The 15054-nt window shown below is 34.1% G+C and carries 12 protein-coding genes; 3 read left to right on the forward strand and 9 right to left on the reverse strand.

The features are described from left to right. Positions 1-116 precede the first annotated feature (116 nt). The 3 genes from HB672_RS12560 to mnmA are packed head-to-tail and all read right to left on the reverse strand — an operon-like array spanning position 117 to position 3893. Positions 117-1055, reverse strand: a complete 939-nt coding sequence (locus HB672_RS12560) for a nitronate monooxygenase (protein WP_167769874.1) — start codon at positions 1053-1055, stop codon at positions 117-119. Beyond that, complete coding sequence (locus HB672_RS12565) at positions 1056-2681, reverse strand: S8 family serine peptidase (protein ID WP_167769875.1); 1626 nt, start codon at positions 2679-2681, stop codon at positions 1056-1058. 24 nt (positions 2682-2705) lie between these two features. Further along, positions 2706-3893: a tRNA 2-thiouridine(34) synthase MnmA gene (mnmA, locus tag HB672_RS12570; RefSeq protein WP_167769876.1), complete on the reverse strand. Its 1188-nt coding sequence runs from the start codon at positions 3891-3893 to the stop codon at positions 2706-2708. A 183-nt stretch (positions 3894-4076) separates the two neighbouring features. Here mnmA and HB672_RS12575 point away from each other — a divergent pair, with 183 nt between their 5' ends. Further along, positions 4077-6326: a fasciclin domain-containing protein gene (locus HB672_RS12575; RefSeq protein ID WP_167769877.1), complete on the forward strand. Its 2250-nt coding sequence runs from the start codon at positions 4077-4079 to the stop codon at positions 6324-6326. A 98-nt stretch (positions 6327-6424) separates the two neighbouring features. Here HB672_RS12575 and HB672_RS12580 read toward each other — a convergent pair whose 3' ends face one another. The 3 genes from HB672_RS12580 to HB672_RS12590 all read right to left on the reverse strand — a co-directional run bounded on the left by HB672_RS12580 (position 6425) and on the right by HB672_RS12590 (position 10853). Further along, positions 6425-7120 (reverse strand): toxin-antitoxin system YwqK family antitoxin, encoded by a 696-nt coding sequence (locus tag HB672_RS12580; RefSeq protein ID WP_167769878.1) that lies wholly within the window; start codon positions 7118-7120, stop codon positions 6425-6427. A 99-nt stretch (positions 7121-7219) separates the two neighbouring features. After that, positions 7220-9127 carry a membrane protein insertase YidC gene (gene yidC / locus HB672_RS12585; protein WP_167769879.1) on the reverse strand — a complete coding sequence of 636 codons (1908 nt, stop codon included), beginning with the start codon at positions 9125-9127 and terminating at the stop codon, positions 7220-7222. A gap of 91 nt (positions 9128-9218) precedes the next feature. Beyond that, complete coding sequence (locus HB672_RS12590; RefSeq protein WP_167769880.1) at positions 9219-10853, reverse strand: CTP synthase; 1635 nt, start codon at positions 10851-10853, stop codon at positions 9219-9221. A 270-nt stretch (positions 10854-11123) separates the two neighbouring features. On the opposite strand from HB672_RS12590, the gene HB672_RS12595 reads away from it, so the two are divergent. Together HB672_RS12595 and HB672_RS12600 are read left to right on the forward strand one after the other, a co-directional pair. Continuing rightward, positions 11124-11723, forward strand: coding sequence for a DUF1080 domain-containing protein (locus tag HB672_RS12595; protein WP_348272559.1), 600 nt, complete (start codon positions 11124-11126; stop codon positions 11721-11723). A 47-nt stretch (positions 11724-11770) separates the two neighbouring features. Then, complete coding sequence (locus HB672_RS12600) at positions 11771-12271, forward strand: nuclear transport factor 2 family protein (protein ID WP_167769881.1); 501 nt, start codon at positions 11771-11773, stop codon at positions 12269-12271. On the opposite strand, the gene HB672_RS12605 is transcribed toward HB672_RS12600, so the two are convergent. Genes HB672_RS12605 through HB672_RS12615 form a run of 3 tightly spaced genes read right to left on the reverse strand, consistent with a single transcriptional unit; the run spans position 12268 to position 15012 of the window. Beyond that, on the reverse strand, positions 12268-12498 hold the full coding sequence (locus HB672_RS12605) for a DUF3820 family protein (protein ID WP_167769882.1): 231 nt from the start codon (positions 12496-12498) through the stop codon (positions 12268-12270). The two genes, HB672_RS12600 and HB672_RS12605, sit on opposite strands and share 4 nt — an antisense overlap. Beyond that, entirely contained in the window at positions 12498-13031 is a 534-nt protein-coding gene (locus tag HB672_RS12610) for a DUF922 domain-containing protein (protein WP_167769883.1), read from the reverse strand. Before HB672_RS12610 ends, HB672_RS12605 begins: the two co-directional genes overlap by 1 nt. 43 nt (positions 13032-13074) lie before the next feature. Continuing rightward, positions 13075-15012: a LysM peptidoglycan-binding domain-containing protein gene (locus HB672_RS12615; RefSeq protein ID WP_167769884.1), complete on the reverse strand. Its 1938-nt coding sequence runs from the start codon at positions 15010-15012 to the stop codon at positions 13075-13077. Between the last annotated feature and the right edge of the window lie 42 nt (positions 15013-15054).

Consider the following 15054-nt stretch of genomic DNA (forward strand, 5'->3'; position numbering starts at 1 on the left):
TTATTGATGGACAGCGACGTAATAAAATATCGTTTTAATGTTTTATATCAAGTTATAAGTGAAGTTAGAATTTTCTAACTGTAAAGTCAATATCAATAAGACAAACTTATTAAGAATTACAAACTTCCTAATTCTTTTTTAGCCAATTCAAACTCAGAGACAATTTCAGTAACAATTTCTGCAACAGGTTTTATACAGTGTATGAGTCCAGCTATTTGTCCTATTTCGAGTTCGCCATCGTCCAAATCGCCTTCAAACATACCTCGCTTTGCTCTAGCTCTACCAAGTAGTTCTTTAAGCTGCTCTTGTGTTGGTGACGTTTTATACAATTCTTGAATCTCGTTAAAAAATTTATTTTTAATCAATCGTACTGGTGCTATTTCTTTTAAAGTAAGTTGTGTATCGCCTTCTTTAGTATTGACTACAACCTCTTTAAACGCTTGATGGGCTGAACTTTCTTCACTAGCTACAAACCGACTCCCAATTTGCACACCATCGGCTCCTAAAATCATGGTGGCCAGCATCGCTCTTCCAGTAGCAATACCTCCAGCAGCAATTAAAGGGATTTCTATTTGCTCTTTTACCATTGGGATTAATGTGAGTGTTGTGGTTTCATCCCGTCCGTTATGTCCTCCAGCTTCAAAGCCTTCGGCAACAATAGCATCTACTCCAGCTTCTTGTGCCTTTAAAGCAAACTTTACACTACTAACTACATGAACAACTGTAATACCCTTATCTTGTAACCATTTGGTCCAAGTCTTTGGGTTCCCAGCAGAAGTAAAAACAATTTTTACGTCTTCTTCCACGATAATGTTCATGATGTCTTCAATGTTTGGGTATAACATTGGAACATTCACACCAAAAGGTTTATTCGTTGCTTTTTTACATTTTTGAATATGCTTTCTTAATACCTCTGGATACATACTTCCAGCGCCAATCAGTCCTAAAATTCCTGAATTACTTGCAGCAGAGGCTAGTCGCCAACCACTATTCCAAATCATTCCTGCTTGAACAATTGGATATTGAATATTAAAAAGTTGTGTCAGTCTATTCATTTACTCTTTTATGAGTTTAAATGTATTCGTTTTTTTGTTATCGCCTTTTAGCTTAGTAATGTAAATACCTTTTGACAAGTTTTCTATATTAAGAACCTTATTCTCTTGATAGATAACCGTATTAATAACCAACTTTCCTAAAATATCAAACACTTTTACGTCAGCAGCATTGACATTTTCTGGAAAATTGATGAACAATAAATTTTCAGCTGGATTAGGAAATATCTTAAACTCCGTTCCCATAGAATTTCCTTCGCTAAGGACAGCTCCAAGAGCTTGCTGTAAATCTGGAATACCATAGCCAACTTCATAATCTGGCGTGTTATAAATAGAAGCAGATTCACGTACTAATTGCATAATCTCAGCATTAGTCATATTTGGTAATGCTTGCATTAAACACGCTAAACCACCTGTCATTATTGGCGAACTAAAGGATGTTCCATTATTTTGAACGATAAAATTATTTTTGTCAATCACATAAGCTGCACCTCCTCTTGCTGCTACGTCTGGTTTATGAGTAGGTTGGATAGCGCTCCCTTTTGAGCTAAAAGAAACATAATTTTCATTTACATCTACAGCTCCAACTGTGAATACACCTGCTGCATCAGCTGGAGCAGTTACGCCACTATTTCCAGAATTTCCCGCTGAATTCACTACAAGCATCCCTTTTTCATAAGCAATATTGGCACCTCTTGTGATAAAAGCAGTATTTCCATCCATATCTGCGGCAGTATAATCATATCTTGGATACGCTGGAAAATCTAAATAACCTAAAGATGTATTTACAATATCAACACCCAAGCTATCAGCTCTTTCGGCTGCTTCTACCCAATAACTTTCTTCAACTGGGCTTTCGTCCAGACCATCTTCAGTTAAAAACAAATAATACGAAGCATCAGGTGCTGTACCAACATATTGATTTTCTATATAACCAGCCATGGTGCTTAATACTTTCGTGCCATGGTCACTAACAGTTGATGCATATACATCACTTGTTCTGTTTACAAAATCGTAACCACCCAATAAATCACTATTATCTCTTAAGCGCTGAAAAGCTCCCATAGTATCTACATTTGGAAACCCTGCATCTATCACAGCCACAGTAACGCCTTCGCCTGTATAATCAGCAAGGTGCAAATCATCAGCATTAATCATTTCTACCTGGTTTTGCGTGTTTCCATAATTGAAAACTACCCTTGTGTTTTCGACCGAAAACTTATCTTTTGCTTTTTTATTAGGTATAGAAATTCTTGCAGTATTTAAACTTTTATCTGCAAAATCTATATGATCTACAAAACTAAATGTTGTTTCTAAGTTATTGATATCCGTTTCGGTTCCACGTACATGTACCGCATTAAACCACTTGGATTTAGCATATACGGTAATTCCTGTGGCACCTTTTAAACTGGTGATATAAGCTTCATTTACTTCAACATCTCTAGCATCTATAGCGACACTATGTTTGTTTTTTCTGTCTATAGCCTTTTGAGTAAGAATAGTAAGAGGATTCGCAATTTTATTGGCTACATCTACCTTATCTGCAAGATAAACCCAAGCATCTTCAATTTGTGCAGAAGCAAAGAAAGGCAAACAGATCAAAGCAAATATTAGTAGTTTCTTCTTCATAATTAGTGATTTGGTATATGCAATTTAAGAAATTACTCCAGAACCTACTAATTCGTCATCTAAATACCAGGCTACAAATTGCCCTTCGGTTATTGCTGACTGTGGATTTTCAAAAGCTACATATAATCCACTATCTACTTTATAGAGTATTGCTTTTTCCAGAGGTTGTCTATAACGAATACGAGCCAAAACTTCCATTGTTTCATCAACTTCCAGTTTTAAATCTTCACGAATCCAGTGTAATTCGTCATTAGTGACAAATAACGCCTTCTTATAAAGTCCAGGATGTGATTTTCCTTGTCCTGTGTAAATAATGTTGTCTTCAACATCCGTATCAATAACAAATAGTGGTTCTACTGTGCCACCAACTGCCAATCCTTTACGCTGTCCTTTAGTAAAATAATGTGCACCTTGGTGCTTACCAACCACTTTTCCATCATTTATTGAATACTCCATTTTTCGAGATAGATAAGCTAATTCTTCTTCTTTTGAATTGAATTGTGGCTCATTTTTATGATAAACGCCTTGTGACTCTGGGATTTCAACAATGACACCTTCTTTTGGTTTTAACTGTTGCTGCAAAAAATCTGGCAATCTAACTTTACCTATGAAACATAGACCTTGAGAATCTTTTTTGTCGGCAGTTACTAAATCTAGTTTCGAAGCAATGGCTCTTACTTCTGGTTTTGTTAATTCTCCTATAGGAAATAATGTCTTAGCCAATTGCTCTTGCGATAATTGGCATAAAAAGTATGATTGATCTTTATTATTATCCTTTCCAGAAAGCAATTGATAAATTTCCTTCCCGTCTTTGGTTATTGTTCCTTTTCTACAATAATGTCCAGTTGCTACATAATCTGCTCCAAGCTCAATGGCTATTTTCATAAAGACATCAAACTTTATCTCACGATTACATAAAACATCTGGATTTGGTGTACGACCTCTTTCATACTCATTAAACATATAATCTACTATACGCTCTTTATATTGCTCACTTAAATCAACAGTCTGAAAAGGAATCCCTAGTTTTTCCGCAACAAGCATTGCATCGTTGCTATCATCTAACCAAGGACATTCATCAGAAATGGTAACCGAATCGTCATGCCAATTTTTCATAAATAGACCTATGACCTCGTAGCCTTGTTCTTTAAGAACATAAGCTGCAACGCTAGAATCCACACCGCCCGAAAGACCAACAATTACTCGTTTCATTATCATTTAAATTGAGTGCAAATTTACAATTATTTGCTGAAAAACAGCGAAGCCTTACCGTTTCATGAAATTTCATAAATATTCATTTTGTTTAAATTTTTGTTAAAATTTTTAAACACTATATCATTTTGTTTAATGTTTGTATATATTTGTTGAACAAAACAACAAAAAAAAAACCACAGAATGAAAACTTTAAAAAAATTAAACACATTATTTATTGCCTTGATTGTGGCAGTATCTTTTACGTCTTGTTTGACAGACGATGACAACCCAGAAGTAGTTAGAACCTTAAACATTGTAGGTATTGCTAGTCAAACACCAGATTTAAGCATATTAGTTGAAGCCCTACAAGCAGCAGATGGGAATTTACCAGAAGCACTTTCAGGAGGTCCATTTACGGTATTTGCACCAACTAACGATGCGTTTGCTGCATTTTTATCTGCAAATGGTTTCTCTAGTTTAGGCGATGTTCCAACTGATGTATTATCTCAAATACTTCTAAACCATGTAGTGAGAGGCGAATTAAGATCAACAGATCTTTCTACTGGCTATGGTAAAACAATGGCAAGAGAATCATCAACAGGAGAAAACATAAGTATCTTTATTGATACGGCATCTGGAGTGACTTTAAACGGTACTTCTGATGTAACAAGTGCAGATGTTGAAGCTTCAAATGGAGTGATTCATATAGTAGATGCTGTTATCGGTCTTCCTACAGTAGTGGATTTTGCTTTAGCTGATCCAACATTTTCAACTCTTGTATCTGCTTTAACAAGACAAGATTTAACATTTGATTACGTAACAACTTTATCAACACCAGCAGGAACTTCTCCAGCACCTTTCACTGTGTTTGCTCCAACAAATGATGCATTTGGAGATTTGTTAACTGAGCTAGGAGCTACAGGTTTAGCTGATATAGATGAACCTACTCTAAAAGCCACTTTAAACTTACATGCTGTTGCAGGAGCAAATGTTCGCTCATCTGCTTTAATAGACAATATGACAATTAGTACTTTAGGAGGAGATGTTACAGGTAATGTTTCGGGAGGTGCTACAATAACAGATGTTAATGGTAGAATAAGTAATATTATTGTTGTAGATGTACAAGCTGCAAATGGTGTGATTCATGCTATCGATAGAGTAATTTTACCTCAACAACCAAGTATTGCTGGAATAGCTCTAGACACACCAGATTTAAGTATTCTAGTCGATGCCTTAAGTAGAGCTGGATTAGTACAAATATTAAGTTACCCTGGAGATTACACCGTTTTTGCCCCAACAAATGTAGCTTTTACTAGCTTCTTATCTTCAAACGGATTCGCTAGTTTAGATGATGTACCTGTAGATGCTCTAACACAAGTGTTATTAAATCATGTTGTATTAGGTGGAGTAATGTCTACTGAACTCACTACAACTTATATAAATACCGTAGCAACAAAATCTGGAACAGATTTAAACTTAAGTATGTTTGTTGACACATCATCAGGAGTTACTTTAAATGGCGTATCTAACGTATCAACTCCAAATATTGAAGCTACTAACGGAGTTATACATATTGTAGACGCTGTAATAGGTTTACCAACTATTGTAGATCATGCTGTTGCAAATCCTAACTTCTCAAGTTTAGTAGGTGCATTAACATCTTATGGCACAACGTTTACAGATTTACTATCAACTCCAGGAGATTTCACTGTATTTGCTCCAGACAACACAGCCTTTGGTGCATTTACAAATCCAAATTCAAATAGCTTAGACCAAATATTATCTAACCATGTTATTCCTGGTGCTACAGCAATGTCTTCAGGATTAGAAAACATGTATGTAAATACAGCTGCAACATTTAATGGTACAATGGACTACTTAAGTATGTACATTAATACTGATAGTGGTGTGACAATAAATGGAAACTCAAGCGTAACAGCTGCAGATGTAGTTGCTTCAAATGGTGTGATTCATGCAGTAGATGCTGTAATTGATTTACCGACAGTAGTTGATTTTGCAGTAGCAGATCCAACATTTACAACATTGGTTGCAGCATTAACAAGAGATGATTTAACATTTGATTATGTATCAACTCTATCAACTAACATTGGTACAAGTCCAGCACCTTTCACAGTGTTTGCTCCAACAAACGATGCTTTTGGAAGTTTATTAACTGAATTAGGAGCAACTGGTTTAGGTGATATTACAGAACCAGTATTAAAAGCCACTTTAGACCATCATGCAGTAGCTGCGGCTAATGTACGTGCAGAAGATTTAATGGATAACATGACTGTTGGAACATTAGGAGGTGACATTACTGCTAATGTTACAGGAGGAGCTACTTTAACCGATTCTAACGGTAGAGTTAGCAATATTGTTAAAGTGAATGTACAAGCTGCAAATGGTGTGATTCATGTAATTGACAAAGTTGTATTACCAAACTTAGATTAAAACATTATAATTGATTTGAATAAACAAAGTTTAGTTTAGTTAGAAGTAAGCCCTAGTCAGGTTTACAAAAAAAGCTCCTTTATGAAGGAGCTTTTTTTTTATTGTTTTTCTTTCTTTTTGGGAGCGCTAAAGTTAGTTTCTTTTGTTAGTTTTCCATCTTCATAATACTTCCATACTCCTATTTTTTTGCCGCGCTCATACTTACCTTCTGCTAGTAATTCTGCTTTAGGATTATAGTATTTAGCAATACCATGGAGTTCACCATTTTCGTACATAAACTCTTTTAAAACAACACCTTTAACCGAATACCAAAGTGATTTACCATGCTGTTTCCCAGCAACAAAATTAGCACGTTCAGCAACTTCTCCTTCTTTATAATATACTAGCTTTTCACCTTCTAATTCCCCTTTATCATTATAGTTTTCTAGAGTCATTATTTTGTTGGATTTATTATGATAATAAACCCATTTTCCAACATATAATTTTCCAACCATTTTACCTTCACTAATTACTTTCCCATTAGAAGCTAAAAATTTAACCTCTGCACTATTATCATTGGCATTAAACACTTTAGTTGCAGTTAAAATGCTTTTCTTTTTTACAAGTTTATAAAACTTAAATTCCCCTACTTCTTTTCCATGTTCAAACGTTCCTTGGTAACGAATTTGCTTTGTTCCTTCAAAATTCTTTTTCCAAACACCATGTCTTTTACCTTCAGAATCAAACTGATTAATATCTTGGGCTAACGTAAAAGTACTTATAATGACAAGTAGAAATGTGAGTTTTACATTCATTTTAAAATCAATTTTATATGTGTTAAACGTTGCAATTTTACGAAAATTGTCATAACAAAAAAGCTACCTAGTTGGTAGCTTTTTCAATAGTTATTAACGTTACTTTTTTCTGTTTTGTTGTTGTCGTTTTTGTTCTTCAGCTTTTTCCATCATTTCTGCCATTCGCCTTTGGAACTTTCCTTGTTTTTTAGGTTTTTGTTTATTTACCTGAATTTGCGCATGGATTTTATCTTCATCCAAAATATAATTCTTAATAACTAGCATAATACCAATGGTAATTAAGTTTGAAATGAAGTAGTACAAACTTAATCCTGCAGCATATTGGTTAAAGAATACTAATAGCATTAATGGTGAAAAATAAATCATATATTTCATCATTTTCTGCATATCTGGCATACCTTCTTGAGTTGGCTGAGATGCCACTTGCTGTCCAGTTGTCATTTTCATATAGAAGAAAATGGCTATTGCTGCTAATATTGGAAACAAACTAACATGGTCACCATATAAAGGAATCCTGAATGGCAATTCTGCAATGATATCATACGATGATAAATCTTCTGCCCAAAGGAAGCTTTTTTGACGTAATTCTATAGCTGTAGGGAAAAACATGAATAAAGCATAGAAAACTGGTAACTGTAATAATGCTGGTAAACAGCCACTCATTGGGCTAGCTCCAGCTTTACTATACAATGCCATAGTTTCTTTTTGCTTTTTCATTGCATTATCCTTGTACTTTTTACTAATCTCAGCTATTTCAGGTTTTAAAATTTTCATTTTCGCCTGTGATAAATACGACTTATATAGTACTGGAGATAGAACTAGTCTCACAACAATAGTCATGATAATAATGGCTATCCCATAAGGAAAAATACCGCTCAAAAACCCAAACAATGGGATAAATAAACTTTTATTAATCCATCCAAAAATTCCCCAACCATAAGGGATACTCTCCTCTAGGTTTCTATCATATGTTTTTAAAACAGTACCATCAGTTGGACCGTAATACATATTCATAGATTCATTTAGTTCGCCTCCATTTAATTGTAATGGAATAGATGCTGAATAGCTTTTTGTAAACAATGTATCAACCTCTTCATCAATCAATAATGTTTCTGAAGTTAATGACGCTGTTTTAAAAGGTTTATCGGTTAATAAAATAGAACTAAAAAAGTGTTGTCTAAATGATAGCCAATTGACATCTTCTTCTACTTCTTCATCATTTCCTGCTTGAGACAACTTACTTACTTTATCACCATTTTCATACTCATAAGTTAAACGTGTATAACGGTTTTCGTAAGAAATACTTTTAGCGTGACGCCTTCCTTTTAGTTTCCAATCTAAACGGACATCTTGGGAAGTATTAATTATATTACTTAATCCTTGTGACCTTACGGTAAATCCTAACATATAATCGTTAGGTTTAAGCTCGTAACGATATTCTAAAAATTGTGTTTCAGATACTTTCAATTTCATTGATAGTACTTGATTTTCACCACTTTTAGTTAGAGTTGGTTGAAAATAAAGGTCTTTTGTGTTTAAAGTTCTATTATCTGAAGTTCCAAAATTAAGATTGAATAACGCATTTTGGTCCTTAATTAAATATACAGGAACAGAATCGTGATTTACAAACTCCTTTAGTTTTACTTCTTCAAAATAACCACCTTTATTATTAACTGTAATTTTTAGCACGTCATTCTCTAAAACAGTTGTTGCATCTTGCGCTGATGGTAAAGAAGCTGAATAAGCAAATGAGCCTATTCTATTTTGTAAAGCAGCTAGTTGCGTTGAATCGGCTGTTTGAGTTGCTGTAAAATCTGTTGGTGTTGCTTGAAATTCGTCTTTGGCATCTTCGGCCACTTTTTCAGCTTCAATTTGCTCTTGTTTTGCTTCTTCCTGCGCTTGTAATTCTTCAGGCGTTGGCTGGTTTTGATAGAGCATGTATACTAATATCAATGCAATAAGTACAAAACCTATGATTGAATTAATGTCTAATTTTTTTTCTTCCATGTATTACTGTTGTCTTATTAAAAAGATTCCTTCTATTTTAGGGAAGGACAAATATAGTTTTTACCTAACAAAAAGCTATCCATTGTTCTAATTATGCCATACTGACATTATTTTTAGCTTTTGAGTATTTAAGTGCAGCTTTTACAAATGCCACAAATAGTGGGTGCGGATTTGCTACAGTACTTTTATATTCTGGATGGTATTGAACACCAACAAACCAAGGATGTGTAGGAATTTCAACAATTTCTACCAAGCCAGTTTCTGGATTCATCCCAGTAGCTTTCATACCTTTAGCTTCAATTTGCTCAAGGTAGTCACTGTTAAACTCGTATCTATGTCTATGTCGTTCCTCTATGATATCTTTACCATATACTTTAGCAGCAATACTCCCCTCTTGCAATTTACAATCCCAAGCACCTAATCGCATAGTCCCTCCTTTATGAGTCACACTTTTTTGCTCTTCCATAAGGTCAATAACAGGATTAGTAGTAGTTTCGTCCATCTCTGTTGAGTTAGCATCTGCCAACCCTAAAACATTTCTAGAATACTCTATTACTGCCATTTGCATACCTAAACAAATACCCAAAAACGGAATATTTTGCTCGCGCACAAATTTTACTGCTGCAATTTTGCCTTCTATACCACGCTCACCAAAACCAGGAGCTACTAGCACACCATCTAAGTGTGACAGTTTGAGTTTTATATTCTCACTAATTAAATACTCGCTATGTACAGACTCCACATTTACCTTTACTTCGTTTGCTGCTCCTGCATGAATAAAAGCTTCTAAAATGGACTTATACGAATCTTGCAACTCTACATATTTACCAATTAGGCCAATTGTAACTTCTCCTTTTGGATTCTTATGGCGTGACAAAAACTCATTCCATTGTGTTAAATCTGGAGTGTCACTTTGCAATTCTAATTTTTGAAGAACAACCTTATCCAACCCTTGCTCCAACATTAAATTTGGTACATCATAAATAGTAGATGCATCAATAGATTGAATAACTGCTTCTTCACGAACATTACAAAACAATGCTAGTTTGCGACGTAAATCCTCTGGCAATTCATGTTCTGTTCTACAAACCAAAACATCTGCCATCACTCCGCTTTCCATTAAAGTTTTTACACTATGCTGTGTTGGCTTCGTCTTTAATTCTCCCGCAGCAGATAAAAAAGGCACTAAAGTTAAATGAATAACAATCGCATTGTGCTCACCTAAATCCCATTTTAGCTGACGTACTGCTTCTATATAAGGCAACGACTCAATATCACCAACAGTTCCTCCAATTTCAGTAATTACAATATCGTAATCGCCCGAGTTTCCTAATATTTGTACTCGATTTTTAATCTCATCGGTAATATGAGGAATGACTTGTACCGTTTTTCCTAAAAACTCACCACGACGTTCTTTTTCTATCACACTTTGGTAGATGCGTCCTGTGGTAACATTATTTGCTTGAGAAGTTGGTACATTTAAAAAGCGCTCGTAATGACCTAAATCCAAATCGGTTTCGGCTCCATCATCGGTTACATAACACTCACCATGTTCGTAAGGATTTAATGTTCCTGGATCTACATTTATATAAGGGTCTAATTTTTGAATAGTCGTTCTGTAACCTTGAGCCTGAAGTAGTTTAGCCAAAGATGCTGCGATAATACCTTTACCGAGCGACGAGGTTACACCTCCTGTTACAAAAATATATTTAGTTGCTGTAGTCATGTTGCGCTTTTAAACGCAGGCAAATTTACAAAATTTCTACACTTATCTGGGCTTTGTTTTAGGTTATTTATAAGCCATTGTTAATAACCTTCATATATGGCTTGAATACATAGAACTACGTATTGATTTTCTTACCTAAAAACACTAACTTCGTTTAACTATCGATATAGTTCATTAAAACGGAACCATATCATAACATTAAACGAACCTCCAAAATTACATTCACATAAATTAATTACCTTAGTAAAGTAATCATAAAACTATAAAGCAATGATGAAATCTAAAATAATGCTATTTGCAATAGCTTTTGCTTTTCAAGGAATTTCTAATGCGCAAAACTCATCACTGTTTAATGGAAAAAATTTAGATGGATGGCAAATTTATGGTACCGAAAAATGGTATGTTAATGATGGAGTTTTAATATGTGAAAGTGGCGATGATAAAGAGTATGGTTACCTAGGGACTAACAAGTACTATAAAGATTTTATTTTAACCTTAGAATTTAAACAAGAATCTAATGGAAATAGTGGCGTTTTTATTAGATCTACAGTCGATGGTATTAAAGTAAAAGGTTGGCAAGTTGAAGTTGCGCCAATGGGAAATCACACAGGCGGTGTCTACGAATCTTATGGTCGTGGATGGTTAATAAAACCTGACCCGGAAAATGAAAAAGTTTTAAAGGAAGGTGAATGGAATTTAATGAAAATTAAAGTTCAAGGTGCTAATTTAACTTCTTGGTTAAATGGTACTAAAATGGTTGACTTTAAAGACGAAAAAATTGGTGAAGGAGAAGGAGGAATAGTTTTACAAATTCATAGTGGAGGCAATGTAAAAGTGAGTTGGAGAAATATTACTATTAAAGAACTTTAAATAATACTATATCATTGATTTCATAATTCAATTTACCTAAAATAACTATGAATAAGTTTTACCTCATCAGCCTTTTAATAGTACTATGCTTTTCGTGCAACAAACCAGTATCGTTTTCCATTGAAAAGGAAACCGAAAACATATTAAAGTTACATCACGCTCAAAGAGAGTATCACTTTAACAAAGATTCTATTGCTTTTGCAAATCAACTTTCTAAAAATTTTGTTTCTGTAAACAAAGGCGAAATAAGTAACCCAACAAAAGAAGCTACTATTTCAAGATACAACAACTATTTCTCATCTGTGGAATTTGTAAAATGGGATGATGTCTCCGAACCTATAGTTAGATTTTCTGACGATGGTAGTTTGGCTTACACCATAGTTGATAAAGTGGTGCGTGTAGCATACAAAAATGAAAACGATAGTTTAGTTGAAAGTGAAACTCATTTTGCTTGGACTGCTATTTACAAAAAATATGACAACGACTGGAAAATAGACCACGTTGCTTCTACCGACAAGCCAAGTATTATAGGTTCTATAGATAATTAAGACGTTCTTCTAATATTCCTCACCAACTCTTCCAAACCATTTACTTTAAGCTCATAAACTGTTGCGAGCATCTCACCTATTTGCCCTTTAGGGAAGCCTTTAGTTTTATACCACACCACATAATGTTCAGGTAAATCTATCATGTATCTGCCTTTATATTTACCATATGGCATTTTGGTGTTAGCTAGTTTTACTAGAAATTGTTTGCTTTGATTTTCGTTGAGCATTATGAACTGTAACGTGACAATTTATTAAGTGCTTCAATTATCTTGGTTTGCCACTCTTGTTGTTTCTCTAAGTCTTGAGAATGCCTTGTTTCGGCATCATATCTTTTTTGTAATGCTTCCAACTCCTTATTAATGGCTTCATGTAAACGATTCATTTGATTATCAATATTCATTGTGAATCTTGTTTTTTCAATACGCTGCCTAAACAAGCGTGCATGGAGTTCGGTAATATCAAAATGTAATCGTTCGTGATTTAATATATTATTATCCGCTTTCTCTTTTAAATACCAAGATTTGTTCGGATAGAAATCGGCACGGATATTATAATGATAATCTATTAATCGAGTATCTGATTTTTTTGTAGAATAACTAAAAGTAATTCCTGAAGCCGTAACAGCTACTGAGTTATTACTAGGTTTTGGCTCGCCACGAAAGTCACTCCATTCTAATCGATTATTTAAGTCCCAACTTATAGTTGGGCCATCTTGAAATTGGAATAAGGATAAAAAACAAACTAAAAAAAATCTGTGCATAGCAAAGCAATTAATTACAGAAAAAACGCAAGATTAATTACTATTATTGTTTTACTTCAACAATTCTAAGATTATCAAACTTTACAATATACATTGCTTCGTTGTAGTAACCGCCAAACATTTTTTTACCATAACGGAACTTGTTCTCGACATACTCTGTTTCAATATCGTTTGAAGACGCATCGTATAAATCGTCTGCATAAGCCAAACGCAGCAACACATCCATTGTAAGGTCAAAACCTCTAATAGCATAACGATTTGGAGTGGTGTAAAACTTTTTTTGGTAAGCCTTTACAAAACTATCCGTTTGATCTTCGCTAATTGGCCTATTGGGTGATGGGTAATGAAATTTTAACTTAGACAGGGTAATATTGGATACATTATCGCGGTCAAAAGCCCCATTTTTATCGCTTGTTAACAGTACTACTTCACGTTCAATTTTCAAGTCTTCATCAAAACCGATAAACCCAGACAGCATACTTGTTACGTTAGATATAAAGCCTTCGTTGTCTGATTCTAGAAAGACCATATTAAGACCTTCTCTAAGTTCTTTTTCAATATCATCCTTCAAAATGTAAAATTGATCTTTTCCTGTTTCATCATCAACACGAGAAAAAACCTGATTAGATAATGAAAATTCTTGCTTTAGTAGGTTACTTTCATTACGATGTTTTTGATCGGAAATAATTAAAATTCGACTAGGAACTGTATCCAATTGCTTTACAAATTCCACAATGCGTTTACGCTTTAACTCATTAGTTGGAATGGTTTGAAATACATTGTTATATAGATTGCTGGTTTCCATCACTGGAGACACCATTGGTACATTATCGCGACGTAACATAGTTGCTGCGCGATCAAAATTTTGAGGTATAAATGGTCCTATAACTGCATCATAATTTGAGAAATCTTTGTCATTTATAATATTTGCAACCTCGCTTTCTCTTGCTTTAGTATCATACACGTCTAACTTGGTAGAAATACCTAACTGTTTAGCAGAATCTAAGGCCATTAAAACACCTGTATGAAAATCTATTGTTCTAGTTATTAAAACGTTTTCGTCACTTAACATATCCTTTACATCCTCTGTAGCATTCATATCAACACGATCCAATCTAAAAGGTAGCATCACTGCCAAGTTCTTTGTTTCGAAATTGCTTATTTTATTAGCTAATACTGAACGTTCAATATCTCCCGAACCACTATTGTCATTAACATCTTTAGGTACTTTAATAATCATACCTGCTTTTAAACCGCCTTCTTTTAACTCGGGATTTAATTCTTCTATTTCCTCTTGCGATAAACCTAGTTTACGTTTTAAAGCGAAAAAACCTTCACGAGGCACAACTGTGTAATAACCAAATTCTTCATCAATCTCTTTTTCTTCATTATTGGCAATATTTGGTACATTGATTTTTTGACCAACTTGTAAAGTATCTGCTATTTTAGGGTTGAGTTTTTCTAACTCATCGACAGTGATTCCAAATTTATAAGCGATGCGCCATTTGCCTTCTTTAGGTTGTACTTGATAACTTCTTAGGGTATTTTCTAATGTTGTGGTAGTATTTACTTTATCGTATTTTGGAATATTTATCCTATCTCCTTTTCTAAGGTTTTCAGAATATAATCTATTGTTATGTTTTTTTAAATCATCAACGGTCACATTATAAATTTTACTAATGCTATATAAAGTTTCTCTACGTTTTACTTTGTGTGTTTTATAACCAACCAATTTAGTCACCTCTGTCTCCACAGGACTATCTAACACCTTAGATTCAGGTATAATAATTACCATATTAGGTTGCAGGCTGTTTTTAGCATCAGGGTTTAAAGCATAAATATCGTAAGGTGTAACCATGTATATTTTTGCAATACTTTCAATGGTTTCACCAACCTTTACTTTATGTGTTTTATAACCTTGTGCTTTAGCAGACATGCTAAAAAGAATTACAAAACTTAAACTAACTAAAAATTTCTTCATGTGTTATTTTTAAATGTATATACGTAATTATTGCTTATATAG

This window comes from Gaetbulibacter sp. S0825, from assembly GCF_011777505.1.
In the GTDB taxonomy this organism is placed as follows: Bacteria; Bacteroidota; Bacteroidia; order Flavobacteriales; family Flavobacteriaceae; genus Pontimicrobium.

Coding starts and splice junctions, on each gene's coding strand:
- HB672_RS12560 (WP_167769874.1), bottom strand. CDS start 1,055: ATGAATAGACTGACACAACTTTTTAATATTCAATATCCAATTGTTCAA.
- HB672_RS12565 (WP_167769875.1), bottom strand. CDS start 2,681: ATGAAGAAGAAACTACTAATATTTGCTTTGATCTGTTTGCCTTTCTTT.
- mnmA (WP_167769876.1), bottom strand. CDS start 3,893: ATGAAACGAGTAATTGTTGGTCTTTCGGGCGGTGTGGATTCTAGCGTT.
- HB672_RS12575 (WP_167769877.1), top strand. CDS start 4,077: ATGAAAACTTTAAAAAAATTAAACACATTATTTATTGCCTTGATTGTG.
- HB672_RS12580 (WP_167769878.1), bottom strand. CDS start 7,120: ATGAATGTAAAACTCACATTTCTACTTGTCATTATAAGTACTTTTACG.
- yidC (WP_167769879.1), bottom strand. CDS start 9,127: ATGGAAGAAAAAAAATTAGACATTAATTCAATCATAGGTTTTGTACTT.
- HB672_RS12590 (WP_167769880.1), bottom strand. CDS start 10,853: ATGACTACAGCAACTAAATATATTTTTGTAACAGGAGGTGTAACCTCG.
- HB672_RS12595 (WP_348272559.1), top strand. CDS start 11,124: ATGATGAAATCTAAAATAATGCTATTTGCAATAGCTTTTGCTTTTCAA.
- HB672_RS12600 (WP_167769881.1), top strand. CDS start 11,771: ATGAATAAGTTTTACCTCATCAGCCTTTTAATAGTACTATGCTTTTCG.
- HB672_RS12605 (WP_167769882.1), bottom strand. CDS start 12,498: ATGCTCAACGAAAATCAAAGCAAACAATTTCTAGTAAAACTAGCTAAC.
- HB672_RS12610 (WP_167769883.1), bottom strand. CDS start 13,031: ATGCACAGATTTTTTTTAGTTTGTTTTTTATCCTTATTCCAATTTCAA.
- HB672_RS12615 (WP_167769884.1), bottom strand. CDS start 15,012: ATGAAGAAATTTTTAGTTAGTTTAAGTTTTGTAATTCTTTTTAGCATG.